Source organism: Kribbella sp. NPDC020701, from assembly GCF_055562215.1.
Genome location: NZ_JBVHFT010000003.1, coordinates 531,271 through 557,942, shown reverse-complemented (window position 1 = coordinate 557,942; position 26,672 = coordinate 531,271). Strand labels below are relative to the sequence as shown.

Here is a 26,672-nt window from a genome sequence, read left to right as displayed (position 1 = left end):
GCATCAGATTCACACGGCGTTCCGACGATGACACGAGGGTCGGGAGAGCAAGATCCATCCCCTCGGAGGTTGTGATGCGTAAGCTCCCCGCCCTCATCGTCGCGACGACCGTTCTGGCCGCCGTTGCGCTCCCACCCGCCTCGGCCGCACGTCCCGCGGCTCAGGCTCCTACTGTTACGGCGGTCGCCGCCGAGCCCCCGTCGTACGTCGCGACGCCGCTGACGTCGTACGCCGCCTTCGACGCGAACCAGGCGGTCGCCGTCGACGCGAAGTACTTCTATGCGGTCAACAACACGACGATCACCAAGCACGACCGCCGGACCGGCGAGCCGCTGCTGCAGTTCGCCGGTGACAGCGGCGGCCCGTTCATCCACATGGACAGCGGGGTTGTCGTCGGCACCAAGCTGTACGCCGTCCACTCGAACTACTCCGACTATCCGATGGAGAGCTCGATCGAGGTGTTCGACACCAAGACGATGCGGCATATCGACTCGTACTCGTTCGGCATCTACCGCGGTTCGCTCACCTGGCTCGACTGGCGCAACGGCGCGTGGTGGGCCGGGTTCGCGAACTACGACAACATCTCCGACAAGACCGGCAAGCCGTACGGCGAGACCTACAACACCCAGATCGTGAAGCTGAACGACAAGTTCCAGCCGTTGGCGTCGTACACGATCCCGAAGCCGATCCTGGACCGGTTCAAGCCGATGTCGAACTCCGGTGGCTCGTGGGGTCCGGACGGCCGGCTCTGGCTGACCGGCCACGACCTCGGTGAGGCCTATGTGATGGAGCTGCCGACGGCCGGCGCCGAGCTGCGCTGGGTCGCGACCGTCGACCTGCCGGACGTCCATGGCCAGGGCATCGCGTGGGATCGCTCGAACCCGCGGAACCCGACCTTCTGGGCGATCAGCCGGCCGAACCGGCTGGTGCACACGTTCAGCATGCCGGTGAGCTCGATCAAGACCCCGGCCGCCAAGGGCTGGCAGGTCCTCGGCCCGGGGCAGTTCCGGAAGTAATCCACCTCGATCGGGTAGCGGTCAGCTCCTGTCCGCTACCCGATCGATGCTGGAGGCATGACCAACACAGCTACATTCCACGCGTACTTCGGTTACCGCGACGCGGTCGGCGCACTCCGCTGGCTGGAGAAGGCCTTCGGGTTCGAGACCACGACGGAGGTCCCCGACGACAAGGGCGGCATCATGCACGCCGAGATGCGGTACGGCGGGGTCGCCTTCACCCTCTTCACCGACGAGGAAGGCTACGACCGGCCGGCCCGCAAGGGCGACACCGTCGGCCAGGGTGCCTATATCGCCTTCGACACCCAGGACGAGGTCGACGCCGTCCACGCCACCGCGGTCGCAGCCGGCGCCGAGTCGATCTGGGAGCCGGCCATGACCGAGTGGGGCAACTACCGCTGCCGAGTCACCGACCCCGAAGGCCACGAATGGACCTTCGGCACCCACCGTCCAGGGCTCCCCGCCGCCTGGTAGTCATGGCGGGCCGACTAGTGGGTCCAGCCGCCGAGGTCCAGGTCGGCGATCACGACCGGCTGGCCGGTGGCCAGCGACTGATTGGCGGCGATGCCGACCGCAACCGCGCGTACGCCGTCGTGCACGTCGGCCGCGCGACCGAGGGGATCGTTGCCGGGGCCGACGAACAGGTCGGCGTAGATGAGCCGGTCACCACCACCGTGACCACCCTCGCCGCGCGGGATCTCGACCTCGACCGCGGGCGCCCAGTGCTTCTGCAGGACCAGCCGCTCGCCGTCGGACCGTACGTCGCCGGCGACCACGCGCTCCGACGGGTAGCTCGGGTCGATCTGGTCGTCGACCACCGCGGCCCGCTCGACGACCTCGAGCTCGGCGCGGCCCTCGGTGCCGTTGACCGAGACCCGGTACCCCTCCCACGGTGAGTGGGCGTTCAGCGAGTAGCTCAGCCGGGCGCCGTTCGCGTACTCCGCGACCACGGCCATGTTGTCCTCGATCGTGATGCCCGGGCCGAACACGTCCTGGTCGCGACGGTAGCCGTCGTACTGCTCGCTCTCCAGGTACAGCTGCCGGTTGACGTCGTCGGTGCGGAGATCCAGCAACCACGGATCGCTGGCCGATCCGTCGATCGTGCCGCGCTCAGGTCGTTGCCCAAGGCCACGAGCTGCGGCGTTGCCGGCGCCGTAGAAGAACAGGCCGCCGGACGCGTACACCTTGGTCGGCGTCGACGCGATCCACCAGTTCACCAGGTCGAAGTGGTGGGACGCCTTGTGCACCAGCAGGCCGCCGGAGTTCTTCTTCTCCCGGTGCCAGCGGCGGAAGTAGTCGGCGCCGTGCCGGGTGTCGAGCACCCACTGGAACTCGACGCTGGTCACGGTCCCGATCTCGCCGTCCGCGATCAGCTGCCGCAGCGCGCTGTTCCGCGGTGAGTACCGGTAGTTGAAGGTGACGACCACGGACTTGCCGGACTCGGCCATCGCCTCGACGATCTGCCGGGTGCCGCCGGCGTCGATCGTGAGCGGCTTCTCCACGATCACGTCCGCGCCGGCGCGCAGCAGCCGGGAGACGACCGAGGCGTGCGTGTAGTCGGGACTCGTCACGACCACCCGGTCGATCGACTGCTCCTTGACCATCCGCTCCAGGTCGTCGGCGCCGTACTGCGGGAGCTCCGGCCCGCCGAGCTCGCGGACGTACCGGTCGTGGAACGCCAGGCGGCCCGGGTTCGGGTCGAGCAGCGCGACCAGCTGTGCCTCCTCGGGGTGCGCCTCGATGATCGCGCGGACGTACGACCGCGCGCGTGAACCGGTCCCGGCGACTGCATAGCGTCTAGGCACGCAAGACTCCTTCTACTCGTGTAGAACACGCACGCTAGCAATCGCTTTCCGGGTCGGTCAAGGCCGTACTATCGGCACATGCCGAAGGCCACCCCAGTCACCCGGAACGACGTGGCGCAGTACGCCGGGGTCAGCTCGGCGGTGGTCAGCTACGTGGTGAACGAGGGTCCGCGGCCGGTGGCGCCGGAGACCCGGCAGCGAGTTCTGGAGGCGATCCGCGTCCTCGGCTACCGGCCGAACGCAACCGCCCGCGCGCTCCGGATGGGCACCACCCGCACCTTCGGCCTGATCACGCCGGACGGCGGCAACCCCCTCTTCGCCGAGCTGGCCAAGGCCATCGACAAGGCCGCCGCCGCCCGCGGTTACGTAGTCCTGCAAACCGGAGCCGACGGCGACCCCGCCACCGAGCGGTCAAAGGTCGCGGAACTGGCCGCCCGCCAGGTGAGCGGCCTGCTCCTGGTCGCCCCGACCGAAGACCCCGACCTCACCGAGATCGACATCCCGGTCATCGCGATCAACCGCGTACTCCCAACCGTCAGCTCGGTCCGGCCCCAGTACCGCGCCGGTGCGCGGGCCGGCGTCGAGCACCTGATCGGCCACGGCCACCGCAGGATCGGGCTCGTGGTCGGAGGTAGCGGGCGGCGGCCGGAACGCGAGCTGGGGTGGCGGGACGCGCTCCGGCATGCAGGTCTCGAAGACGGCCCCATCGCCCGCACGACCTTCAGCCGGCCGGGCGGGTACGACGCGGGCCGCAAGTTGCTCGCAGCAACAAACAGGCCGACCGCGATCTTCGCCAGCTCGGACCTGCAGGCGGTCGGCGTACTGCGCGCGATCCACGAGGCCGGCTTGAGCGTGCCCGGCGACATCGCCATCGTGTCCTTCGACGGCACCGCGGAAACCGAGTACACCTGGCCACCGCTCACCGTCGTACGGCAACCACTGGAACGGATGGCGCAGCACGCAGTCGCTCACCTGATCGACGGGCCAACCGCGGTGGCGGCGAAGACCTTCCCGGCTGAGCTGATCCTCAGGCGGTCCTGCGGCTGCTAGAGGGTGCCGAGGTCCTCGAAGATGAGGGCGGTTCGGGTGGCGAGGACTTCGGGGATGGCTTGGAGTTTTTCCAGGACTACGCGGCGGAGGCCTTCGTTGTCGGCCGCGCGTACCAGGAGGATTGCGTCGAAGTCGCCGCCGACCAGGGCCATGTGTTTGATTTCAGGGATCGCCTGCAGTTGCTGCCGCAGGGTTCGCCAGGAGCTTTGGCGGAGACTGAGCGTGACGTACGCCGACGTCGCGAGGCCCAGTTTGAGGGGGTCCACGGTGACGGTGAAACCGGTGATGACGCCGTCCGTGGTGAGCCGCTCGACGCGGGCGTAGGCGTTCGCCCGGGAGATGTGGACCTGGTCCGCGAGGGCCCGGATCGAGAGCCGTCCGTCCCGCCCGAGCGCCTCGATGATCTGCCGATCGACCTCGTCGAGCGCCGGGGCGACGACCATCTGTCCAGGACCGGCCCGGTGGACCATCACCTCGTCGGACATCGTGTCCCTCCTTTGCGCCGGATTGAGCCAAACGTCTCGTGATTCTCACAGGTCTGGATCCGATTGGCCAGAAGTACGACGATGAGGCCACCGTCCGTCTCCTGCGCAGGAGGGTCACATGAATGAGCGAAGCGAGTTCATCATCAAAAACAGTCCACTCCGCGCCTCATCGGCGCCCGGAGCGAAGCGAGGACGTCGATGAGCCTGCTCGAGGAGCGCTTGCTCCCGTCTGCGGAACCCGTCCGGTTGATCGACCAGGACGGCGTACCGCATGACAACCCGTCGTACCGGCTGCCCACCAAGGAAGCCCTGGTCGACGGTTACGTTCAGTTGATCAAGGGGCGCCGGATCAACGACCAGGCCAGCGCCCTGGTTCGGCAAGGCCGGCTCGCCGTCTACCCGTCGTCGCACGGCCAGGAGGCTTGCCAGGTCGCGGCCACGATGGTGCTCCGCGAGGGCGATTGGCTGTTCCCGACGTACCGCGACACGGTCTCGATCGTGAGCCGTGGCGTCGACCCGATCGAGACGCTGACCCTGCTCCGCGGCGACTGGCACTCGGGCTACGACCCGTACGCGCGCAACGTCGCGCCGCAGTCGACGCCGCTCGCGACGCAGCTCACCCATGCGGTCGGGGTCGCGCACGCGGCCCGGCTGAAGGGCGAGGACACCGTGGTGATGGCGCTCTGCGGCGACGGCGGCACCAGCGAGGGCGACTTCCACGAAGCGCTGAACTTCGCCGCGGTCTTCCACGCGCCGGTGGTCTTCTTCATCCAGAACAACGAGTACGCGATCTCGGTGCCGCTCGCCCGGCAGAGCGTGGCGCCGTCGCTCGCGCACAAGGGCATCGGGTACGGCGTCCCCGGAGAACGGGCCGATGGCAACGATCTCGCCGGACTGCTCGCCGTCCTCGGACAGGCTGTGGAGAAGGCGCGAGCGGGTGAAGGTCCGCAACTCGTCGAAGCCCACACGTATCGTGTGCAGGCGCACACCAATGCCGACGACGCGACCCGGTACCGCGACGAGGACGAGGTCACCCCGTGGCTGGATCGCGATCCGATCAAGCGGCTGGAGGCTTACCTCACGCAGGAGGGGTTGCTTGACGACTCGGTCAGGCAGCGGGCAGAGGCGTCGGCGGCGCAGGTCGCCGACGCGCTGCGCGACGGACTGATGCCGGAGCCGAGCGTGGATCCGGCGGATCTGTTCGCGCATCTCTACACCGAGCAGACGCAGCAGTTGCGGGAGCAGGCCGCGTTCCTGCGCGACGAGCTGGCGCGAGAGGAGGCCTGATCATGACGCACGTGAAGATCTCCATGGCGCAGGCGCTCAACCAGGCGCTGCGTGATGCGATGAAGGCCGACGACTCGGTGCTGATGTTCGGCGAGGACGTCGGCGCGCTCGGTGGTGTCTTCCGGATCACCGACGGGCTGACCGCGGAGTTCGGCGAGGATCGTTGCTTCGACACCCCGTTGGCCGAGTCCGGGATCGTCGGGATGGCGGTCGGGCTGGCGATGAACGGGATGCGGCCGGTGGTCGAGATGCAGTTCGACGCGTTCGGGTACCCGGCGTTCGAGCAGATCGTCTCCCACGTCGCCAAGATGCGGAACCGGACCCGCGGCCGGATCACCCTGCCGATGGTGATCCGGATGCCGTACGCCGGTGGGATCGGCGGAGTCGAGCACCACTGCGACTCGTCGGAGAGCTACTACGCGCACACGCCCGGGCTGACGGTCGTTGCCCCGGCCACCGTCGTCGACGCGTACACGTTGTTGCGCAAGGCAATCGAGTTCCCCGACCCGGTCGTGTTCATGGAGCCGAAGAAGCTCTACTGGGCCAAGGAAGAGGTCGATCTCACCGAGGACCAGCCGGGGATCGGGACGGCCGTCGTACGGCGGGAGGGTGCGGACGCGACGTTGATCGCGTACGGGCCGTCGGTGCCGGTCGCGCTGGAGGCGGCCGAGGTCGCGGCCGCGGAAGGCCGGCAGCTGACCGTGGTGGATCTGCGGTCGATCGTGCCGTTCGACGACGAGACGGTGTGCGCGGCAGTACGGCGTACCGGGCGGGCTGTCGTGGTCGCCGAGGCGAGCGGGTTCGCGAGCGTGTCGTCGGAGATCGTTGCCCGGGTCACCGAACGGTGCTTCCACTCGCTGGCCGCGCCGATCCGGCGGGTGACCGGGTTCGACATCCCGTACCCGCCGCCGAAGCTGGAGAAGTACCAGCTGCCCGGCGTGGACCGCATCCTCGACGCCGTCGACGACCTCCAGTGGGAGGACTCGTGAACACGTTCCTCCTGCCTGACCTCGGCGAAGGCCTGACGGAGGCCGAGATCGTCCGCTGGCTGGTCAAGGTCGGCGACGTGGTCACCGTCGACACCCCGATCGCCGAGGTAGAAACCGCCAAGTCCCTCGTCGAACTCCCCTGCCCCTACGCCGGCGTCGTCGAGGAACTCCACGCCGACCCCGGCACCACCATCCCGGTCGGCAAGCCGTTGATCACGGTCGCCGAGGTCGACGCGGGAACGACGTACCGGGAAGAGGAGAAGGCTGGGTCGGGCAACGTCCTGATCGGATATGGGACAGGTACCGGCGCAGGGTCGGGGCGGCGCCGTAAACCGCGTGCACAGGTGACTCCGGTGGTGCAAGCCGTCGTCTCGAAGGTCCCGCTCGTGATTTCGCCGGTGGTGCGGCGGTTGGCTCGGGATGCCGGCGTGGATTTGAAGGCGCTGACTGGGTCGGGTGAGGGTGGCCTGATTGTGCGGCGGGATGTTGAGCAGGCGATCGCCGAGAGGTTCGAGAAGCCGCAAGTCACCGAACAGCTCGAGTCCCGGACCGGGTTGGCGGAGTTGCGGCGGGAGCCGATGAGTGGGTTCCGCAAAGCCGTGGCTGCGACATTGAGCCGGAGCCGCGCGGAGATCCCGGAGGCGACCACCTGGGTGGACGTGGATGCGACCGCACTCGTGGAGCTCAGGGAATCATTGCGTTCGGCAAAGGATTCCGGACCGGGCTTGCTCGCCTTGATGGGCCGGTTCGTGGTGGCCGGCCTGTTGAAGTACCCGGAGTTGAACGGGTACGTCGACACCGAGCGCGAGGAACTCGTTCAGTACGACGGGGTCAACCTCGGCCTGGCCGCACAGACGGACCGCGGGCTGATGGTGCCCGCGGTAGCGAACGCGCACCGGCTCACCACGCGCGAACTGGACGCCGAGATCCGCCGACTGACCGAATCCGCGCGCACCGGCCGGCTCACGCCGTACGAGCTGGGCTGTGGGACGTTCACGCTGAACAACTACGGCAGCTTCGGCGTGGACGGGAGCGCCGCGATCATCAACCACCCGCAGGTGGCGATCCTCGGCGTCGGCCGGATCATCGACCGGCCGTGGGTGGTCGGCGGTGAGCTCGCGATCCGCAAGCTCACCCAGCTCTCACTCGTCTTCGACCACCGGGTCTGCGACGGCGGTACCGCGGCCGCGTTCCTCCGCTTCGTCGCCGACGCCTTCGAGAACCCGGCGTCCGCCTTCGCAGACCTCTGATCGCCGACCTTGAGCACGGCTCAACCACGAACGCCGAGCAGAAATGGTTGAGCGGTGCTCAAGGTGGTGTCAGGACAACTCTCGGGGGCGGAGGCCGATGAGGATCACGCGGAGGCCTGAGGCGAAACGCGCCTCGGGTCCGGCGAGGCTCTTGCGGCTCAGGTACGACGCGAGACTGGCCGCGTCCAGTCCGAGCTGACCGCCGGCCTCGCTCGCCCACCGGAACTCGTTCATCCCGCTCCGCCGGATAACGGCCGCCCACGCCGAGTCGGTGACGGCCGACCCGATCAGATAGTGAAAGATGGCCGACACCGCCGAGTCCAGGTGCGCACCCTTGAACCCGGCCGACTTCAGCGTCGTCTGCACCCGGTCGGTCAGCGCTTGATAGTTGGGCCCGAGCCCGGCGTGTGACGCGAGCAGTTGCGGCGCCCACGGGTGTTCCCACAACGCGTGGTACGCCGCTTGCACGACCACGGTCACCTGTTCACGCCAGTCGGGGTGATCCGCCGGCACCAGCGCTTCCGCGAGTACTTCGTCGACCGCGAGCTCGAGCAGGTCGTTCTTGTTCGCGATCCGCCAGTACAGCGCCGAGGTCGCGGCGGTCCCGAGCTCGGTCGCCATCACCCGCATCGAGAACGTGTCCAGACCTTCCCGGTCCAGCACTTTGATCGCCGTACGAACGATGTCGTCCCGACTCAGCCGGCTCCGCGTCGGCTCCGGTTCGTCCCGCAACCACACCGATCCCAGCACCGTCTTCTGATCCGCCGCGCGCGTCACCCGCGAGAGCATAGCGAAAACACTGTTCTGTAGAAGAAAACACTGTTTCATTGGCGTGTCGGGCCTGTTCGGCTTGCGCAGGACACCCGGTGGCCCAGAGAATGCCGGGGTCGAGCGTCCCGGGGGCAGGACCGAAGAGCGTGATTGCATGCTCGGTCCTGGGGGCGGATGCGTCGGCGTCGGCCGGTCAGTCCGATCGGCCTCGGACCATTGGGGTTGGGGAAGAGTTGTGAACGAAGCATCGATGGACGCTCCCGTGCGCTCGAAGCGGTCCCGCGCCGTCCCGCTGCTCAGCGGCGTCGGCGCGCTGGCGCTCGCGCTCGGCGGCGTCACGCTCGCGCTGGCTCCGTCGGCCTCGGCGAGCGGCGACATCATCGAAGGCAACCCGACGTGCGAGAACGTGATCCCGGGATCGACCGAGATCAAGTTCGACCCGCCGACGCCGGGTTCGGACACCGCGGACGGCGTCACGGTCACCTGGACCGAGCGCATCCTGGCGGGTGACGACCCGGATCACCCGGGTGATCAGACCGGCGGCCAGGTGGTCGACTTCACCGCCACGGGCGGCGTCGTGCTCGCCGTACTGGTCAAGGGCGGTCCGGCGGCGAACTACTACAACTACGAGCCGGCCGGGAAGACCTCGGATGTTGGCCTGCACCCGCCGGTGAACTCCAAGAACGACAAGTACTACGGCATCAGCCACGTCAACTTCTGCGTCAAGAAGGTGACCCCCACGCCGACGCCGTCGGAGTCGCCGAGCCAGACGCCGACCGAGTCGCCTACCCAGTCGCCGTCGGAGTCGCCGAGCGAGAGCCCGTCGGAGTCCCCGAGCGAGTCGCCGTCGGAGTCCCCGAGCGAAAGCCCCTCGGAGTCCCCGAGCGAGTCGCCGTCGGAGTCCCCGAGCCAGAGCCCGTCGGAGTCGCCGAGCGAGTCGCCGTCGGAGTCCCCGAGCCAGAGCCCCTCGGAGTCCCCGAGCGAAAGCCCCTCGGAGTCCCCGAGCCAGAGCCCGTCGGAGTCCCCGAGCGGTACGCCTTCCGAGACGCCGTCTGTGTCGTCTTCGCCGTCGGAGACGCCGGTCGGCGTTCCGACCGAGGTCGACGCCGGTCAGTCGGGTGGGTTCAAGCTCACCTCCGCGGTCACCACGCACCAGAGCGTCTGGGGTGCAGCCCTGCTCCTGCTCGGTGGGGTGCTCGTGTTCGCCGGCATCCTGAAGTCACGGCAGACCCGCGGTCAGCACGCCGCCTGACATGCCCACACAGCGTCGCCGCCCGGGCCGCGCCCGGTCGTCCCGATGGACGATCGCGGTCCTGGCGGTCGGCGCCGTACTGCTCCTGACCGGCGGCTACCTGCAGTTCAGGACGAGTGACACCGGGGAAGGCCGGCAGCCGACAACTGCCGGCCCGACGTCTGCAGCCAGACCGGGTGAAACCACGCAGGCTGGCAAGACGTCCGCCGTGCCGGGCGCGCCATCGTCGCAGCCGGCGAGCCCTCGGCAGTCCGTACTGCCGAAGGAGGTCCTGAGTACGACGCCGGCCCGGCCCGTGGACCCGATCAGGGTGTCGGTGCCCAGCCTCGGTGTGTCCGCCCGGGTGCTCGCGATCCGCGCCCGCGGCGGCGCGCTCATTCCGCCGTCGAACCCGCTGCTGGTCGGCTGGTGGTCCGACGGCGCCCGGCCCGGAGCGACCAAGGGCTCAGCCGTCATCACCGGCCACACAGTGCACACCGGCGGTGGCGCCTTCGACGATCTCGACCAACTGACCACCGGTGACACAGTCACCGTGACGACTCGGCGAGGGACGATCAACTATGTGGTCTCGTCCGTCACCACCTACCGCAAGAAAGCCTTGGCCAAGCAAGCCCAGCAGCTCTTCAACCAAGCGGTCCCCGGCCGACTCGTCCTCGTCACCTGCGCCGACTGGGACGGCACGACGTACCTCAGCAACGCCGTAGTAATCGCCAACCCCAAGAAGTAGCAGGTGGCCGATCCCCGTGGACCGGCCACCACGGGTCGTGTCTGGTGATCCCCCGCCTACTGCGCGGCACACGGCACGACACCTCGCCGCAGGATCACGTACGGCGCCGCGTCGGACCTGGGCGGACGCCCAGGCCATCACAATCGGGCCTGACCGCCGGCGGCCGCGAGCCGGCGCCGGAACGCCGCGAATGTGATGGCCTGGACGTCCGACCCATCCACAGCAACCGGGCGGCCGGGGCGGACCTGCCGCACTCACCAACCCAGGTCATCAGTAGCACCAGCCACGAGCTGAGCCTGGTCCAGCCCGGCCCCGTGAAGTTGGTGAGTGCTAGGCGTCCGGATCCCCGGCCCCTGGGGGTCAGGTGACCGTGAAGGTGTCCGGGTCAGATGACGTTGAAGGTGTCGGGGTCGGGGCCTGTGCGTTCGCCGCGGTCCAGGTCGGCGAGCGCGGTCAGGTCGTCGGCGGACAGGGTGAAGTCGAAGACGTTGAGGTTCTCGCGGATCCGGGACGGCGTCACCGACTTCGGGATGACGAGGTTGCCGAGCTGGAGGTGCCAGCGGAGGACGATCTGCGCGGGGGTGCGCTCGTACTGCTTGGCGAGTGCTTCGATGATCGGCTCGGACAGGAGCGTGCCGCCCTTGGCCAGTGGGCTCCAGGCTTCGGTGTGGATGCCGAAGTCGCTGCCGTACGCGCGGACTTCCGCCTGCTGGAGGTACGGGTGGAGCTCGACCTGGTTCACCGCCGGCGTGATGCCGGAGGTCTGCGCGAGGCGGTCGAGGTGTTCGGGCTGGAAGTTCGAGACCCCGATTGCGCGGACACGCCCATCGGCGTGCAACTTCTCGAGAGCACGCCAGCTGTCGGCGTACAGATCGCGCGCCGGCGTCGGCCAGTGGATCAGGTACAGATCGAGGTACTGCAGGCCGAGCAGCGAGACGCTCCGGTCGAACGCCTTCAACGTGTTCTCGTAGCCCTGGTCGGCGTTCCACAGCTTGGTGGTGACGAACAGGTCCTCGCGGTCGATGCCGGAGGCAACCAACGCCCGACCGACGCCCGCCTCGTTCTGGTACGCCGCCGCCGTGTCGATACTGCGGTAACCGGCCTCCAAGGCATGAGTCACGGCGGTCGCAGTCTCGTCGTTCGGGACCTGGAAGACGCCGTACCCGAGTTGGGGCATCTCGACGCCATTGTTGAGCTTCACGGTGGGGATCATCAGTAGCTTCCTTGAGGCAGGAGGGAGGAGACGCGCGCGGCGGTTCGGCGGCGGTCGAGTAGGCCGGAGGTCAGGGCGACGAGGAGACCGGACGCGGCGAGGGTGGCGCCGACCCAGTTGGGTGCGGTGTAGCCGAGGCCGTGTTCGATGGTGAGCCCGCCGAGGTACGCGCCCGCGGCGTTGCCGAGGTTGAAGGCGGCGATGTTGGCCGCGGACGCCAGCGCCGGCGCGCCCTTCGCCTTGTCCATCACCCGCTTCTGCAGCGGCGCCACAGTGGCGAACCCGGCCGCGCCGAACACCGCGATCGTCACCGCCGAAGAAACCTGTCCGTGCGCGGTGAACACGAACACGACCAGTACGGCGGCCAGCAGCGCGAGGATCACGTACAGACTCGGCATCAGCGACCGATCCGCCGCCTTCCCGCCGAGCAGGTTCCCGACAACCAGCCCGCCACCGAAGAGCACAAGCAACCAGGTCACCGCGCCGGCCGAGAAGCCCGCCACCTCGGTCATCATCGGCGCGATGTAGGTGAACGACGCGAACACCCCGGCGAACCCGAGCGCCGTCATCGCCAGCGCCAGCCACACCTGCACACTGCGGAACACCGCCAGTTCACTCCGCAGCCCCGGCCCTTCGGACGTGTCCTGCCGCGGCACGAGGAAGACGATGCCGAGCAGCCCGACCACGCCGAGCGCGGTCACCGCCCAGAACGTCGACTGCCAGCCGAAGTGCTGCCCGAGCGCGGTCCCACCCGGTACGCCGAGGACGTTCGCCACGGTCAGTCCGGTGAACATCAGCGCGATTGCACTCGCCTGCTTCGCCTTCGGTACGAGCGATGCCGCGACCACCGAGCCGACCCCGAAGAACGCTCCGTGGGACAGCGCGGCCACGATCCGTCCGGTCATCAGAACGCCGTACGACGGAGCGACGGCGGACAGCAGGTTGCCCGCGATGAACACGCCCATCAGCGCGATCAGCACGGTCTTGCGGGACACCTTGGACCCGATCGCGGTGAGCAGCGGGGCGCCCACCACCACGCCGAGCGCGTAGCCGGAGATGAGCAGACCGGCGGACGGGATGCTGACGCCGAAGTCGGTCGCGACCTCGGGCAGCAGACCCATGATGACGAACTCAGTGGTCCCGATTCCGAACGCACCGATCGCGAGAGCCAGCAGGGCTGCGGGCATGACTCGTCTTCTCCTCGAATGTAGTCTTATGACTGTTACCGGCGTGCGCGATAGTTGCACACGCTGGCTATTGCACAAGCGCTATGATGGCGCAGGCAATCGTAAAGTTCAAGTGGAGGAGCCGTGGGCCTACCGGATGACGCCGCCGAGGCGCGGGCGCAGGGGTGGCGAACCCTGGCCGCTCTGCATGCCCGGATCGAGGACGAGTTGGAGCGCGCGCTGCAGAAGCAGCACGCCTTGTCCGTGAGTGAGTACAGCGTTCTCGACGTACTCGCGCGCCAGGACGACTACCACCTGCGGATGAACCAGCTGTCCAACGCCGTCGTACTGAGCCAGTCCGCGACGACCCGGCTGGTGAACCGCCTGGAGGATCGCAAGCTCCTGCAGCGGTACTTGTGCCCGACCGACCGCCGCGGCATCTACACCGAGGTCACCGAGGCCGGCCGCGACCTGCTCGACCAGGCCCAGCCGACGCACGACGCCGTACTCACGACTGCCCTGAGCAAGGCCGCGGAGCTGCCTGAGCTGGCTCCGCTGGTCGATGCCCTGGACAGGCTGACGCTGAAGGTCTGAGATGGCCCGCCGGTACGACAACCGGAAGCTCTACTACTGGCTGATGGGCAGTTGCCTGGTCCTGATCGGGCTGGCCTGGTTCGTCGTCCGCCTGTTCTCGATCCCGGTCGCGATCGGGATGAGTGCGGTCGCGGCCGTGCTCCCGCCGATCGCGGTGATCGTGGCCAACTGGGGTCAGGACTGAACCCGGTCGCCCGGTGTCGGGTCCAGATAGAGGTGCCGGACCATCGGGTACTCCCGGCGTACGTCGGCATCGATCCGCTCGGCGAGCTGTTCGATCGCTGAGCCCGTGGTCCGCATGTCGGCCAGGTCGACCGTCGCCACCACCAGCACCTGATCCGGCGCGAGCCGCAGGCTGAGCAACTCGAGGACACCTTCGATCCCTGGCGTGTCGTCGATGATGCCGCGGATCTGCCGCTGGACGTCGTCCGGCAGTGCGCGGCCGATGAGCATGGCCTTGTTGTCCCGGCCGAGCGCGAACGCGACGACGATGAGCAGCAGTCCGATGGCGATCGACGCCATGCCGTCCCAGACGTGGTGGCCGGTGACGACCGCCAAGGTGACTCCGATGGCCGCGATCAGCAGTCCGATCAGGGCGGCCGAGTCCTCGAACGCGACCGTCTTGACGGCCGGCTCCGCGTTCCTCAAGTGGGTCAGGAACGGTACGCCGTGCTCGCGGGCCTCACGTCGTACCTGCGTGATCGCACGGAGCCAGGATGTTCCCTCGAACACGAACGAGATCGCCAGCACCGAGTAGATCATCGCGAGCCCCGCGATCGGCTCAGGGTCGAACACCGCGCGCAGACCCTCGGCGATCGAGAACCCGGCGCCGAGCACGAGGATCCCGACCGCGGCGAGCAGGGACCAGAAGTACCGTTCCATCCCATAGCCGAACGGGTGCCGCGCATCGGCGGGCTTGCGGCTGCGACGGAGCGCGGTCAGCAGGAACGCCTGGTTGAGCGTGTCGGCGATCGAGTGCGCCGCCTCGGCCAGCAATGCGGTGGACCCGGACAGCAGGCCGGCGACGACCTTGGCGATCGCGATCGCAAAGTTGGCCGCACCGGCCAGGAGGACTGTGCCGTCGGATTCTTCCGCCATCAACTCCGCGTGCCCGCGCCGCCGCTGCTCCAAACCAGGACGTCGATGAAGGCGGCGGCGAGCGGGTCGAGTTCGCCGCGGGTGTACGCCGTGAGCGTGCGGTAGACCGGGGGGTCCGGGTGCAGGACGTGACCGTCGAAATCCTTGGGCAGGATGTTGTCCGGAACCAGCGCCGGTCCGAGGCCGGCGGCGGCCAGCGCCGGTGCGGCGGCGGTCTGCTCAGTGCGTACGGCGACGCGCGGCTCGAACCCTGCTTGCGCACAAGCGAGATCGAGTACGTCGGCCAGCCCGTGGCCCGGGGTGTAGTGGACCCAGGCGCGGTCGGCGAGATCCTTCAAGGCGACGGAGTCTCCGACCGCCGCGGGATCGTCGGCGGCGACGACCATGACCAGCTCCTCGGTCCCGAGCGTACGGGCGACACCGGTCCAGCCGGCCGGCTCGGGGCCGACCGCGAGGTCCGCCTCACCGGCGTTCATCGCTGCGATGAGCTCGTCGGTGTGCCGGTGCTCGAACAGGCGGATGCCGACCTCGGGATGGGTCTGCCGCCAGTTTCGCAAAGCCTTGGGGAGCACGCCCAGCGTGATCGAGTACAGCGTCGCGATCTGCAGCTCGCCGACTTCCAGCCCAGCGGCCTGACGCGCGGCACAGCGGGCGCGGTCCGCATCGGCCAGGGCGGCGCGGGCGTGCGGCAACATGGCACGGCCTGTGGGTGTGAGCCGGACGTTGCGCGGCAGTCGCTCCAAGAGCGGTCCGCCTGCGGATCGTTCGAGCGTACGGATCTGGTGCGACAACGCCGGCTGGCTCACGTGCAGCGCCTCGGCCGCCTTGGTGAAGGACCCCAGGTCGACCACGGTGACCAGGTACTCCAGCTGCCTGAGCGTTGTCATGAATTCAGTTTATGGCTCTGGTGAAAAGCATGTCTTGGATTTATCTGTGCAGGTCAGCAAGGCTGTTCGGTATGGAGAACGTGGCTTTGGTGGTCGGTGCCCGCGGTGTGATCGGGACGAATCTGGTCGAGCATCTCTCGTCCCTGCCGGACTGGCGGGTGATCGGGCTGTCCCGTCGCGGCGGGGTCGACGTCGCTGGTCGGGTCCGGCATGTCGCCGTCGACCTGCTCGATCCGGACGACACCCGCGCTCGGCTGAGTGGGCTGTCCGAGGTGACCCACATCTTCTACATCGCCTATCAGGATCGCCCGACCTGGGCCGAACTGGTCGCACCCAACCTCGCGATGCTGGTCAACGTGGTGGACGCGATCGAGCCGGTCGCTGTGCGGTTGCGGCACGTGAGTTTGATGCAGGGCTACAAGGTGTACGGCGCGCACCTGGGGCCGTTCAAGACGCCGGCCCGGGAGGACGATCCGCCGCATCTGCCACCGGAGTTCAACGTCGATCAGCAGCGGTTCCTGGAGGACCGGCAGCAGGGTAAGGCGTGGACCTGGTCGGCGTTGCGGCCGTCGGTCGTCGGTGGTGTCGCACTCGGCAACCCGATGAACCTGGCCGTCGCGATCGCCGTGTACGCGTCGCTGTCGAAGCAACTCGGCGTACCACTGCGGTTCCCGGGCAAGCCCGGTGCGTACGACGCTCTGCTCGAGCTGACCGATGCGGGATTGTTGGCCAAGGCAACGGTCTGGGCGGCGACCGCGCCGGCCGCGGCGAACCAGGCGTTCAACATCACGAACGGCGATCTGTTCCGCTGGAACGAGCTATGGCCGAAGCTCGGTGCCTGGTTCGGCCTCGAGGTCGCGCCGCCGCTGCAGATGTCCTTGACGGACGTGATGGCCGACAAGGCGCCGGTGTGGAAGGAACTGCAGGCGACGCATGGGCTGGCCGCGACGTCCTTCGAGGAGGTGTCGTCGTGGCCGTTCGCGGACTTCGTCTTCGGCTGGGACTACGACTTCTTCGCCGACTCGTCCAAGGCCCGCCGCGCCGGTTTCCACGAGTATGTAGAGACCGAGCAGATGTTCTACAACATCTTCACGGACCTACGGCGACGCCAAATCATCCCGTGACCACGCCCATCCACGACGGTCACGGGGCCTCCCGTCCTGGACTGAGGAGCGCAGGGAGCGAAGCGACCGAAGCGACGAGGGAAGGACGGGAGGCCCCGTGACCACGCCGCGCCGGAGGCGCGGCCGTCGAATATGGCATGCTCCGGGCTGTGACGGCGATGGGTGCGGGTCGGTTGCTCGGGACGAATCTGCGGGCGCGGCGGGACGAGCAGGGCATCTCGCTGTCCGAGCTGGCCCGGCGGTCCGGGATCGCGAAGGGCACGCTGTCGCAGCTCGAGTCCGGGGCGGGGAACCCGACGATCGAGACAGTGTTCAGTCTGTCGAACGCTCTGGGGGTGCCGGTGTCGGCCCTGCTGAGCGAGTCGCCGACCGCCGACCTGGTCCTGGTGCGGTCCGCGGACATCGACGTACTGTCCGGCGACGCGATCGATCTGCGGATGCTGCGACGGCTGGAGAATCCGGGCGGCTTGTTCGAGATCTACAACCAGGAGGTCCGGCCGGACGCAGTCCAGCAGTCGGACGGGCATCCCGGCACCGAGCACCACATCGTTCTGACTGGGCGGTTGCGGATCACCTCACGCGGGCGGACCGAGGAGCTGGGGCCGGGGGACTACCTCGCATTCCGGGCCGGCGGTCCGCACGGGTACGAGGCGGTGGACGGGCCGGTGCGGTCGGTGCTGCTGCTCGAATACCCGCCGGACGCGTACCCGATCACGCCTGGCGGGCCGCATCTGCCGGGATAGTTCCTGGAGAGTGCCGGTTGAGTGCATTGACCGGGTAGCTGGAGGGCGCGTACGCTCGGAATCGTTCATTTTAGTGAACGTTCTCTCGGAGGAGTGCGCCATGCCCGGTTCCGCGACACCCGATGTGGTGGTCGTTGGCGCGGGCATGGTCGGCGCCGCCTGTGCCGAGGCGCTGTCCGCGGCCGGGGTCCGAGTTTTGGTGATCGACCGCGACGGCCCCGCGGGCGGTACGACGGCGGCCGGTGAGGGCAACGTGCTCGTCTCGGACAAGGAGCCCGGGCCGGAGCTGGAGTTGGCGATCGCTTCGCGGGCCGAGTGGGACGTCGTCCGCGATCGGCTGCCGGAGCGGGTCGCCGACGTCGAGTGGGAGTCCAAGGGCGGGGTCGTGGTGGCGACCGGTGAGCCTGGACCGCTGCGGGAGTTTGCGGCCAAGCAGTCGGCGGCCGGGGTCGATGCTCGGGTGATCACGCCGTCGGAGGTGTTCGAGCTCGAGCCGTTGCTCACGCCTCGGGTGACGGTCGGCGTGCACTACCCGGACGACGCTCAGGTGCAACCGGTGCTGGCGGCAACGGCTTTGCTGGCTGCGGTGCGCGATCGCGGTGGCGAGGTGCGGTCCGGGGTGACGGCGCTCGGGGTGCGGCAGTCCGGTGGTCGCGTCGTGGGCGTGGATACGTCGGACGGCGATATCGCGTGTGGCGCCGTGCTCAACGCCTGTGGGCCGTGGGCCGGAGCTTTCGGTGCATCGGCTGGAGCTCCGATCCAGGTGTTGCCGCGCCGCGGTGTGATCCTGGTGACGGCGCCGCTGCCGGAGTGCGTGCGGCACAAGGTGTACGACGCGGATTACGTCGGCGCGGTCGGGAGTGGGGACGCGGAGCTGCAGACGTCGACGGTGGTCGAGTCGACGAGGTCCGGGACGGTCCTGATCGGCTCCAGCCGCGAACGGATCGGCTTCGACGACACGATCCGGGTCCACGTGCTCCGCGAGCTCGCCCGCAAGGCCGTCGGTCTGTTCCCGTTCCTGGGCGACGTGCCGGTCATGCGCGCGTACGGCGGGTTCCGTCCCTACGCACCGGATCACCTGCCGGTCATCGGGGCCGACCCCCGTCTACTCGGCCTCTGGCACGCCACCGGCCACGAAGGCGCCGGCATCGGCCTGGCCCCCGCCACCGGCCGTCTGATCACCGAGCTCTTCCTGGGCCTCACCCCCCATGTCGACGCATCCCCCTTCCGAGTCGACCGTCCGGCGGTGATCGCCGCATGACCGCCTACCTCCGCCCAAGCTCAGGCGACCCCGCCGAAGTCGGTACGCCGCCCACCGTCCAAGTCACCGTCGACGGCGACCCCGGCACCGCGTTGGCCGGCCAAACCGTAGCCGCAGTCCTCCTCACCCAGGGCCGCAACTCCTGGCGCACCACCCGCCACACCGCAAGCCCCCGAGGAGTCTTCTGCGGCATAGGCACCTGCCACGACTGCCTAGTAGTAGTCAACGGCACCCCCGACACCCGAGCCTGCCAACGAACAATCCAAAACGCCGACACCATCACCAGCCAGGTCGGCGCCGTCCTGCCACACCCCTCCACCCCAGACCCCGACAAGCGAGCTGACCTGGAGCCGCGCAAGTCCGCCAACCCGGCGACGAACGAGCCCGTCGCCCCGCTCAGCGCGACCGCATCGTCGCCTCACGCCGACGCGTCGGCGCAGCACACCAGCCCTGCCCGGCGCCTCGCCTCCACTCCGCCGCCGGAGGCGGCTGATGTTGTGGTTGTGGGAGCTGGGCCTGCGGGGATCGCGGCAGCTCTGGCGGCTGTGGATGAAGGTGCCTCGGTGGTGCTGATCGACAGCGCGCGAGCTGTGGGTGGGCAGTTCAACCGGCAATTGCCCGTGGAGTTCGCGGCTCGGCGTCCCGAGCGGTTACAGCACGGATGGAAGGACTTCGCGGCACAGCGCGATCGGGTAGCTGCACACAACCGGATCACGCATCTGTCCGAAAGCTCGGTCTGGGCCAGCGAAGGCCTGCGGCTCTGGGTACAGCGCGGCCCGGCGGACGGCGTCGGACGGGAAGTCTTTCCAGTCAACGCAAAGGCTGTCGTCCTCGCAACCGGAGCCTATGACCGCGTGCTTCCCTTCCCTGGCTGGGATCTGCCAGGCGTCTACAGCGCCGGCGCCGCGCAAGCACTAGCGAAGGGCCAGCGAATCTCCGTCGGCCGCCGAGTGATCGTCGCGGGAACCGGCCCCTTCCTGCTACCGGTCGCAGAATCGCTGACCGGAGTAGGCGCCCGCGTTGTTGCCCTCCTGGAAGCCAACTCCCTGCAGACCGTCCGCAAGGGCTGGTCCACCGACCCACTGGTTGCCCCCAGCAAGCTTCGCGAGGCCCTCGGGTACGGCGCCCTGCTCGCCCGTCACCGCATCCCCCTCCGCCACGGCTGGACCGTCACCGCCGCCCACGGCACCGACCACGTCGAAGCCGTCACCATCGCCCGCCTAGACGAGGACTGGCGCCCCATCCCAGCCTCCGAACGCCGCGTCGAGGTCGACGCCGTCTGCCTGGGCTTCGGCTTCACCGCCCAACTGGAACTAGCAGTCTCCGCCCGCTGCGACCTCACCACCGGGCCCGACGGCGGCCCAGCCGTAGTCGTCAACGCCGACCAGCAAACCACCACCCCCGGCGTCTTCGCCGCAGGCGAATTAACCGGCATAGGCGGCGCAGCCCTCTCCACAGCCGAGGGTCGAGTAGCCGGCGCCGCAGCAGCCCAGCATGCCCGCTCCCCACGCCCCAACCCGGAACTGCCAGTCAGCCCGGCGTCTACCGCGCCCCCGGCCACAGGCCGGACCGCCTCCGACGACGGTGCGCGGGCGGCTGTGGTGAAGGGGCGGCGGTTTGCGGCGGCTCTTGCGAAGGCTTACCCCGTGCGGGAGGGATGGCGGGACTGGAGTCGGGCGGACACGCTCGTCTGTAGGTGTGAAGAAGTGAGCCGCGGGGAGATCGAGGAGGCGGTTGCCGACCGCGGTGTGGGGGACGGACGGGGATTGAGGCTCAGCAGCCGGGCAGGGCTCGGGTTGTGCCAGGGGCGGGTGTGTTCGCGCACCGTCGCCGAGTTGGTTGCCGGACAGAACGACGTACCAAGACCAAGCATGAAACGACCGATCGCCGTACCTGTGAGGTTGCGGGATCTGGCTGAGGCTCAGGAGGAGCTGTGAGCGAGAAGTTGGACGGCGTGATCGTCGCCACCGCGTTGCCGTACGTCGAGGACGCGTCGGCGCCGGCGGGGTTGCGGCCCGATCTGGACAAGTTCGCCGAGCATTGCCGCTGGCTGATCGACAACGGCTGCCGCGGTGTCGGACCGAACGGCTCGCTGGGGGAGTACTCGTCGTTGACCGACGACGAGCGCCGAGCCGTCGCGCGGACCGCGATCGAGGCCGTCGGCGACGACGGCGTGGTGGTCGTCGGTGTCCACGGCGTCGGCGCGCACCAGGCGCGGGCGTGGGCGGAGAAGGCGGGTGAGGACGGTGCGGACGGCGTACTCTGCCTGCCGCCGACCATGTACCGCGCGAACCGCGGCGAGGTGATCCACCACTTCACCGAGGTCGCGAAGGCCGGCCTGCCGGTGATGGTCTACAACAACCCGCATGACACCAAGGTCGACCTGACCCCGGATCTGCTGGCCGAGATCGCGCAGATCGAGAACGTGGTCGCGGTGAAGGAGTTCTCCGGTGACATCCGCCGGATCCTCGAGATCCGCGAGCTGGCGCCGGAGTTGGCCGTCATCGCCGGTGCGGACGACCTGACGCTCGAGGCGCTGCTGATGGGCGCGACCGGCTGGTTCGCCGGGTTCCCGAACGTGTTCCCGAAGGAATCGGTCCGGTTGTTCGACCTCGCCGTACAAGGCAAGCTGGAAGAGGCCCGGGCGCTGTACGAGCCGCTGGTCGCCGCCTTCCGGTGGGACTCGCGGACCGAGTTCGTCCAGGCGATCAAGTACGGCATGGACTACGTCGGCCGGTACGGCGGTCCGTGCCGCCCGCCGCGCGGGCCGCTGGTCCCCGAGCACGTCGCCCAACTGGAGCAGGACATGAAGAAAGCCGTGGAATCACTGCGATGAGGTCCATCCGGACGATCAGCGCGATCGACTCGCACACCGAGGGGATGCCGACCCGCGTCGTCACTGGCGGGGTCGGCGTCGTCCCGGGTGCGACGATGGCCGAGCGGCGCGAGTACTTCGTCAAGCACAACGACGACCTGCGGTTGTTCCTGATGAACGAGCCGCGCGGTCACGCGGCGATGAGTGGCGCGATCCTGCAGCCGCCGACCCGGTCCGACGCGGACTGGGGCGTGCTGTACATCGAGGTCTCCGGCTGCCTGCCGATGTGCGGTCACGGCACGATCGGCGTCGCGACCGTACTGGTCGAGTCCGGCATGGTCGAGGTGACCGAGCCGACCACAGTCGTCCGGCTCGACACCCCGGCCGGTCTGGTCGTCGTCGACGTTGCCGTGAGCAACGGTCGCGCGGAACACGTCACGCTGCGGAACGTCCCGTCGTACAGCCATGCCCTGGATGCGACGGTGGACGTGCCGGGACTCGGGACGGTGACCTACGACCTCGCGTACGGCGGCAACTTCTACGCGATCCTGCCGCTGGAGCAGCTCGGGATCCCGTTCGACCGAGCCGAGAAGGACCGCATCCTCGAGGCCGGCCTGGACATCATGGACGCGATCAACGCAACCGACCGCCCAGTGCATTCCCTCGATCCGGGGATCAACGGGTGCAAACACGTGCAGTTCACCGCACCGGGCTTCGACGGCGCGCACTCCCGCAACGCGATGGCGATCCACCCCGGCTGGTTCGACCGCTCACCCTGCGGTACCGGCACGTCAGCCCGAATGGCCCAACTCCACGCCCGCGGCGAGCTCCCCCTGAACACCGACTTCGTCAACGAGTCCTTCATAGGCACCCGCTTCACCGGCCGCCTAGTCGAAGAAACCCTCGTCGGCGACCGCCCAGCCGTCATCCCCACGGTCACCGGCCGAGCCTGGATCACCGGCACCGCCAACTACCTGCTCGACCCCGACGACCCGTTCCCAACCGGCTTCGTGCTCTAGCCGTCAGCGGTGGAGTTTGGTGCGCCAGTCGTCGGGGACGTTGCCGCCGGGGACAGGCTGGTCTTCCGGGCGGGACTCCGGCGGGGCGAGCTCGGGGCCGTCATAGTACTGGGACTCGCCGTAGTGCCAGAACCAGTCCTCGCCAGGCTCGAAGCTGCGGACGATCGGGTGGCCGGTCGAGGCCGAGTGGGCGGAGGCGTGCTGGGCCGGGGACGAGTCGCAGCAGCCGATGTGGCCGCACTGGGCGCAACGGCGGAGGTGGAACCACCAGCCGTCCGCCTGGAGACAATCCGCACAGCCGTTCCCGCTCGGTGGGACCGTCGCGTCGATCCCCGGAATATCCGTCATAGCCGCCATCCTTGCGCGCCCCAGCCTCCCGGACAAGCAACACCACTCCGCCGCGCGGCCCGACGGGTGCACGAGATCGGTGTCCGTCGTGGGATGGTGGGGGTGCGGGCTGGGAACTCCGGTTGACGAGTCAGTCGGCAGGTTCGCCGTAGCCGCCACCGCCAGGGGTCTCGAGTACGAGTACGTCGCCGGCGGCCACGGAGAGCGAATCGTTGCCGGCCATCTGTGTGACGGAGCCGTCCGTGCGCTCGATCCACTGGCGGCCGAGGCCGCCGGGCAGGCCACCAGCCATGCCGTACGGCGGCACGCGGCGGTGACTGGCCAATGTGCTCACGGTCATCGGCTCCAGGAACCGTATCCGGCGATGGCCGCCGTTGCCGCCGCGCCAGCGGCCCGCACCACCGCTGCCGGCGCGAATCTCGAAGCTCTCCAGCCGTACCGGGTAACGCCACTCCAGTACTTCCGGATCTGTCAGCCGTGAGTTCGTCATGTGGGTCTGGACGACGTCGGACCCCGCGAAGCCTTCGCCCGCGCCGGCTCCACTGCCGACGGTCTCGTAGTACTGGTGCCGGTCGTTGCCGAACGTCACGTTGTTCATCGTCCCAGAGCCCTCGGCCTGGACGCCGAGGGCGGCGTAGAGGGCGCCGGTGACGGCCTGTGAGATCTCGACGTTGCCAGCGGCAACCGCCGCGGGGTACTCCGGTGACAGCATCGTTCCCGGTGGGATGATCACCCGCAGCGGTTCCAGGCAGCCCGAGTTCAGTGGGATCTCGTCGTCCACCAGGGTGCGGAAGACGTAGAGGACCGCGGCCATCACCACCGAGGACGGCGCGTTGCCGTTGCCGGGCTGTTGTGCGGAGGTTCCGGTGAAGTCGATCTCCGCCGTCCGCGCAGAAGCGTCCATCCGGACCGCTACCTCGATCCGCGCGCCCGAGTCGAGCTGATAGCTGTAGCTGCCGTCCTGGAGCGTCGGGATGATCCGCTGGACCGCCTCGGCAGCGTTGCGGCGCACGTGTTCCATGTACGCCGACACGACATCGAGGCCGAAGTGGTCGACCATCGCCCGCAGCTCCTCGACCCCCTTCTCGTTGGCCGCGACCTGGGCCCGCAGGTCGGCGATGTTCGTCGCGGGGTTGCGCGATGGGTACGTCGCGGTGCGTAGCAGCTCGATGGTTTCGCGCTCTCGCAACGCGCCGCCCGAGACCAGCAGCCAGTTGTCGATCAGCACCCCTTCCTGCTCGATGCGGGTGCTGTTCGCCGGCATCGAACCAGGCGTGATGCCACCGATCTCCGCGTGGTGGCCGCGGGACGCGACGTAGAACAAGATGTCCTTACCAGCCCGGTCGAAGACCGGGGTCACCACGGTGATGTCGGGCAAGTGGGTGCCGCCGCGGTAGGGGTTGTTGAGCACGTACGTGTCGCCCGGCGCCATCCGGCCGGCGTTCGCGGCGATGACCATCTTGATGCTCTCGCCCATCGAGCCGAGGTGGACCGGGATGTGCGGCGCGTTCGCGATCAGGTTGCCCTCGGCGTCGAACAGCGCGCAGGAGAAGTCCAGCCGCTCCTTGATGTTCACCGACTGTGACGTGCTCTGCAGCCGCACGCCCATCTGCTCGGCGATCGACATGAACAGGTTGTTGAAGATCTCCAGCATCACCGGGTCGACCTCGGTCCCGATCCCCTGCCGAACCGGTCGTGCCGCCACCCGGTTGAGCAGCAAGTGGCCGAGATCGTTGACGCCGGCCCGCCAGCCGGCTTCGACCACCGTGGTCGCGTTGGCCTCGGCGATGACCGCCGGTCCGTCCACCCGGTCGCCGGGGACGATGTCGTCGCGCTGATAGAGGTCGACGTCGACCCACGAGCCGGCTGAGAACATCGGTACCCGGGCCACGGCGAGCAACTCGCCACCCTGTCGCACCGGGCGGATCCAGTTGTCGTCGCCGGTTCCGGCGGCGCCGAGCAGCTCGAGCGACACGGCCTCGACGACGATCGGCCGGTCCGCCATCAGGAAGGAGAACCGTCGCCGGTAGGTGGCCTCGAACTCCGCCACCATCTCGTCCACCTCGCCGACAGACACGGCGACAGCGGTGTCGGTGCCGTCGTAGCGCAGCAGCGCGCGACGGATCGCGGTGATCCGCTCGGCCGGGATGCCTTCGCCGTCGAGCTCACGCCCGGCGTCCTCGGTCAGTTCGTCGAGGACCCGCGCGAGCTCCGGGAGTACGGCGTCGCTCAGTGTCGTCTCGACCGCCCGCTCGCGCAGGGCGGCGACGTCGGCGACACCCATGCCGTACGCCGAGAGCACGCCTGCGAGCGGGTGGATGAGCACCTGTGTCATGCCCAGCGCGTCAGCGACCGCGCAGGCGTGCTGGCCGCCTGCTCCGCCGAACGTCGCCAGGACGTACCGGGTGACGTCGTACCCGCGTTGCACCGAGATCTTCTTGATCGCGTTCGCCATGTTCGCGACGGCGATGTCGGCGAAGCCTGCCGCGACCTCCTCCGGAGCCCGTCCGTCCCCGATCACGGTGGCGAGCTCCGCGAACTTCCGCCGTACGACGTCTGAGTCGAGCCGCTGGTCGCCGTTCTCGCCGAACACGGCCGGGAAGAAACCCGGCTGCACCCGGCCGAGCATCACGTTCGCATCCGTGACCGTGAGCGGACCTCGCTTACGGTACGACGCGGGGCCTGGATCCGCGCCCGCCGATCCGGGACCGACCCGGTAGCGGCTCCCGTCGAAGGTCAGGATCGAGCCGCCGCCCGCCGCCACTGTGTGGATGCTCATCATCGGCGCGCGCATCCGCACCCCGGCGACAAGCGTTTCCAGCTGGCGTTCGAACTCGCCGGCGTAGTGCGACACATCGGTCGACGTGCCACCCATGTCGAAGCCGATCACCCGGTCGAACCCGGCAGCCGTCGTGGTCCGCGCCATTCCGACCACACCGCCCGCGGGTCCGGACAGGATCGCGTCCTTGCCACGGAACGCGTGCGCTTCGGTGAGCCCGCCGTTCGACTGCATGAACATCAGCCGGACACCGTCCAGTTCGGATGCCACCTGATCGACGTACCGGCGCAGGATCGGGGAGAGGTAGGCATCGACCACGGTCGTGTCGCCCCTCGAGACCACCTTCATCAGCGGGCTGCACTCGTGCGACAGCGAGATCTGGGTGAAGCCGACCCGGCGGGCGATCTCGCCGATCACCGCTTCATGCCGCGGATAGCGATAGCCGTGCAGCGACACTACGGCGACCGATCGCAGGCCGTCGTCGTACGCACGCCGCAGGTCCTCGGTGACGGCGTGTTCGTCGAGCGGGACCAGAACCTTGCCGTCTGCGGCCACCCGTTCGTCCGCCTCGATTACCGCCGAGTAGACGAGCTCCGGCAGCACGATCTCGCGGGCGAAGATTCGCGGGCGGTTCTGATAGGCGATCCGTAGCGCATCGCGGAAGCCCTTGGTGATGACGAGCACGGTGGGCTCGCCGTCGCGTTCGAGTAACGCGTTGGTCGCCACCGTCGTGCCCATCTTGACGACCTCGATGCGCTCGGCGGGGATCCGTTCGCCGGCCGGCACCGCGAGCAGCCGGCGGATGCCCTCGACGGCGGCGTCCCGGTAGCGCTCCGGGTTTTCGGACAGGAGCTTGTGCGTCACCAGGGTTCCATCCGGGCGCCGCGCGACGACGTCGGTGAAGGTGCCGCCACGGTCGATCCAGAACTCCCACTTCCGCGCCATAGCCCTTACCGCCTTTCTGGACAGCCCGTTGTGGTGGTGAGACCGACA

Annotated in this window: 25 protein-coding genes; 16 read left to right on the top strand and 9 right to left on the bottom strand. The window is 68.7% G+C overall.

What is annotated here, in order from left to right:
• Nucleotides 1-74: 74 nt before the first annotated feature.
• Nucleotides 75-1,016, top strand: coding sequence for a hypothetical protein (locus tag ACZ3HV_RS09815; RefSeq protein ID WP_465682673.1), 942 nt, complete (start codon nucleotides 75-77; stop codon nucleotides 1,014-1,016).
• A 57-nt stretch (nucleotides 1,017-1,073) separates the two neighbouring features.
• Complete coding sequence (locus tag ACZ3HV_RS09810) at nucleotides 1,074-1,490, top strand: VOC family protein (protein ID WP_465682671.1); 417 nt, start codon at nucleotides 1,074-1,076, stop codon at nucleotides 1,488-1,490.
• Between the two features lie 14 nt (nucleotides 1,491-1,504).
• Here the strand turns inward: ACZ3HV_RS09810 and ACZ3HV_RS09805 are convergent, their stop codons facing one another.
• Nucleotides 1,505-2,821: a Gfo/Idh/MocA family protein gene (locus ACZ3HV_RS09805; RefSeq protein WP_465682669.1), complete on the bottom strand. Its 1,317-nt coding sequence runs from the start codon at nucleotides 2,819-2,821 to the stop codon at nucleotides 1,505-1,507.
• A 78-nt stretch (nucleotides 2,822-2,899) separates the two neighbouring features.
• On the opposite strand from ACZ3HV_RS09805, the gene ACZ3HV_RS09800 reads away from it, so the two are divergent.
• Nucleotides 2,900-3,871: a LacI family DNA-binding transcriptional regulator gene (locus ACZ3HV_RS09800; RefSeq protein WP_465682667.1), complete on the top strand. Its 972-nt coding sequence runs from the start codon at nucleotides 2,900-2,902 to the stop codon at nucleotides 3,869-3,871.
• On the opposite strand, the gene ACZ3HV_RS09795 is transcribed toward ACZ3HV_RS09800, so the two are convergent.
• Nucleotides 3,868-4,356 (bottom strand): Lrp/AsnC family transcriptional regulator, encoded by a 489-nt coding sequence (locus tag ACZ3HV_RS09795; protein ID WP_360377593.1) that lies wholly within the window; start codon nucleotides 4,354-4,356, stop codon nucleotides 3,868-3,870. The two genes, ACZ3HV_RS09800 and ACZ3HV_RS09795, sit on opposite strands and share 4 nt — an antisense overlap.
• 198 nt (nucleotides 4,357-4,554) lie before the next feature.
• Here ACZ3HV_RS09795 and ACZ3HV_RS09790 point away from each other — a divergent pair, with 198 nt between their 5' ends.
• Genes ACZ3HV_RS09790 through ACZ3HV_RS09780 form a run of 3 tightly spaced genes read left to right on the top strand, consistent with a single transcriptional unit; the run spans nucleotide 4,555 to nucleotide 7,882 of the window.
• Entirely contained in the window at nucleotides 4,555-5,643 is a 1,089-nt protein-coding gene (locus ACZ3HV_RS09790; protein WP_465682665.1) for a thiamine pyrophosphate-dependent dehydrogenase E1 component subunit alpha, read from the top strand.
• A 2-nt stretch (nucleotides 5,644-5,645) separates the two neighbouring features.
• The gene (locus tag ACZ3HV_RS09785) at nucleotides 5,646-6,632 is read left to right on the top strand and encodes an alpha-ketoacid dehydrogenase subunit beta (protein ID WP_465682663.1); all 987 of its coding nucleotides are present in this window, start codon (nucleotides 5,646-5,648) and stop codon (nucleotides 6,630-6,632) included.
• Entirely contained in the window at nucleotides 6,629-7,882 is a 1,254-nt protein-coding gene (locus ACZ3HV_RS09780; RefSeq protein WP_465682661.1) for a dihydrolipoamide acetyltransferase family protein, read from the top strand. The genes ACZ3HV_RS09785 and ACZ3HV_RS09780 overlap by 4 nt, the downstream gene beginning before the upstream one ends.
• A gap of 69 nt (nucleotides 7,883-7,951) precedes the next feature.
• Here ACZ3HV_RS09780 and ACZ3HV_RS09775 read toward each other — a convergent pair whose 3' ends face one another.
• Nucleotides 7,952-8,659, bottom strand: a complete 708-nt coding sequence (locus ACZ3HV_RS09775; protein ID WP_465682659.1) for a TetR/AcrR family transcriptional regulator — start codon at nucleotides 8,657-8,659, stop codon at nucleotides 7,952-7,954.
• Nucleotides 8,660-8,903: 244 nt separating this feature from the next.
• Between ACZ3HV_RS09775 and ACZ3HV_RS09770 the strand changes: the two genes are divergently transcribed.
• Both ACZ3HV_RS09770 and ACZ3HV_RS09765 read left to right on the top strand, forming a co-directional pair.
• Complete coding sequence (locus tag ACZ3HV_RS09770) at nucleotides 8,904-9,905, top strand: hypothetical protein (protein WP_465682657.1); 1,002 nt, start codon at nucleotides 8,904-8,906, stop codon at nucleotides 9,903-9,905.
• 1 nt (nucleotide 9,906) lies between these two features.
• Nucleotides 9,907-10,632 (top strand): class F sortase, encoded by a 726-nt coding sequence (locus ACZ3HV_RS09765; RefSeq protein ID WP_465682655.1) that lies wholly within the window; start codon nucleotides 9,907-9,909, stop codon nucleotides 10,630-10,632.
• 385 nt (nucleotides 10,633-11,017) lie between these two features.
• Here the strand turns inward: ACZ3HV_RS09765 and ACZ3HV_RS09760 are convergent, their stop codons facing one another.
• On the bottom strand, nucleotides 11,018-11,848 hold the full coding sequence (locus ACZ3HV_RS09760; RefSeq protein WP_465682824.1) for an aldo/keto reductase: 831 nt from the start codon (nucleotides 11,846-11,848) through the stop codon (nucleotides 11,018-11,020).
• Entirely contained in the window at nucleotides 11,845-13,032 is a 1,188-nt protein-coding gene (locus tag ACZ3HV_RS09755) for an MFS transporter (protein WP_465682653.1), read from the bottom strand. Before ACZ3HV_RS09755 ends, ACZ3HV_RS09760 begins: the two co-directional genes overlap by 4 nt.
• Before the next feature lie 123 nt (nucleotides 13,033-13,155).
• Between ACZ3HV_RS09755 and ACZ3HV_RS09750 the strand changes: the two genes are divergently transcribed.
• Both ACZ3HV_RS09750 and ACZ3HV_RS09745 read left to right on the top strand, forming a co-directional pair.
• A complete protein-coding gene (locus ACZ3HV_RS09750) occupies nucleotides 13,156-13,605 on the top strand; it encodes a MarR family winged helix-turn-helix transcriptional regulator (RefSeq protein ID WP_465682651.1) in 450 nt (149 codons plus the stop codon).
• Between the two features lies 1 nt (nucleotide 13,606).
• Nucleotides 13,607-13,789, top strand: a complete 183-nt coding sequence (locus ACZ3HV_RS09745) for a DUF3099 domain-containing protein (protein ID WP_360377565.1) — start codon at nucleotides 13,607-13,609, stop codon at nucleotides 13,787-13,789.
• Here the strand turns inward: ACZ3HV_RS09745 and ACZ3HV_RS09740 are convergent.
• Both ACZ3HV_RS09740 and ACZ3HV_RS09735 read right to left on the bottom strand, forming a co-directional pair.
• Nucleotides 13,780-14,703: a cation diffusion facilitator family transporter gene (locus ACZ3HV_RS09740; RefSeq protein WP_465682649.1), complete on the bottom strand. Its 924-nt coding sequence runs from the start codon at nucleotides 14,701-14,703 to the stop codon at nucleotides 13,780-13,782. The two genes, ACZ3HV_RS09745 and ACZ3HV_RS09740, sit on opposite strands and share 10 nt — an antisense overlap.
• Nucleotides 14,703-15,590: a LysR family transcriptional regulator gene (locus ACZ3HV_RS09735; RefSeq protein WP_465682647.1), complete on the bottom strand. Its 888-nt coding sequence runs from the start codon at nucleotides 15,588-15,590 to the stop codon at nucleotides 14,703-14,705. Before ACZ3HV_RS09735 ends, ACZ3HV_RS09740 begins: the two co-directional genes overlap by 1 nt.
• Before the next feature lie 71 nt (nucleotides 15,591-15,661).
• Here ACZ3HV_RS09735 and ACZ3HV_RS09730 point away from each other — a divergent pair, with 71 nt between their 5' ends.
• The 6 genes from ACZ3HV_RS09730 (at nucleotide 15,662) to ACZ3HV_RS09705 (ending at nucleotide 22,552) form a co-directional block, all read left to right on the top strand.
• Nucleotides 15,662-16,714, top strand: a complete 1,053-nt coding sequence (locus ACZ3HV_RS09730; protein WP_465682645.1) for an SDR family oxidoreductase — start codon at nucleotides 15,662-15,664, stop codon at nucleotides 16,712-16,714.
• 137 nt (nucleotides 16,715-16,851) lie between these two features.
• Nucleotides 16,852-17,457: a helix-turn-helix domain-containing protein gene (locus ACZ3HV_RS09725; RefSeq protein WP_360374156.1), complete on the top strand. Its 606-nt coding sequence runs from the start codon at nucleotides 16,852-16,854 to the stop codon at nucleotides 17,455-17,457.
• A 100-nt stretch (nucleotides 17,458-17,557) separates the two neighbouring features.
• On the top strand, nucleotides 17,558-18,718 hold the full coding sequence (locus ACZ3HV_RS09720) for an NAD(P)/FAD-dependent oxidoreductase (RefSeq protein WP_465682642.1): 1,161 nt from the start codon (nucleotides 17,558-17,560) through the stop codon (nucleotides 18,716-18,718).
• Nucleotides 18,715-20,655, top strand: a complete 1,941-nt coding sequence (locus ACZ3HV_RS09715; protein WP_465682640.1) for an FAD-dependent oxidoreductase — start codon at nucleotides 18,715-18,717, stop codon at nucleotides 20,653-20,655. The genes ACZ3HV_RS09720 and ACZ3HV_RS09715 overlap by 4 nt, the downstream gene beginning before the upstream one ends.
• The gene (locus tag ACZ3HV_RS09710) at nucleotides 20,652-21,554 is read left to right on the top strand and encodes a dihydrodipicolinate synthase family protein (RefSeq protein ID WP_465682638.1); all 903 of its coding nucleotides are present in this window, start codon (nucleotides 20,652-20,654) and stop codon (nucleotides 21,552-21,554) included. Before ACZ3HV_RS09715 ends, ACZ3HV_RS09710 begins: the two co-directional genes overlap by 4 nt.
• A complete protein-coding gene (locus tag ACZ3HV_RS09705) occupies nucleotides 21,551-22,552 on the top strand; it encodes a proline racemase family protein (RefSeq protein ID WP_465682636.1) in 1,002 nt (333 codons plus the stop codon). The genes ACZ3HV_RS09710 and ACZ3HV_RS09705 overlap by 4 nt, the downstream gene beginning before the upstream one ends.
• A gap of 3 nt (nucleotides 22,553-22,555) precedes the next feature.
• Here the strand turns inward: ACZ3HV_RS09705 and ACZ3HV_RS09700 are convergent, their stop codons facing one another.
• On the bottom strand, nucleotides 22,556-22,900 hold the full coding sequence (locus tag ACZ3HV_RS09700) for a UBP-type zinc finger domain-containing protein (RefSeq protein ID WP_465682634.1): 345 nt from the start codon (nucleotides 22,898-22,900) through the stop codon (nucleotides 22,556-22,558).
• 130 nt (nucleotides 22,901-23,030) lie between these two features.
• Complete coding sequence (locus ACZ3HV_RS09695) at nucleotides 23,031-26,624, bottom strand: hydantoinase B/oxoprolinase family protein (protein WP_465682632.1); 3,594 nt, start codon at nucleotides 26,622-26,624, stop codon at nucleotides 23,031-23,033.
• Nucleotides 26,625-26,672: the final 48 nt, after the last annotated feature.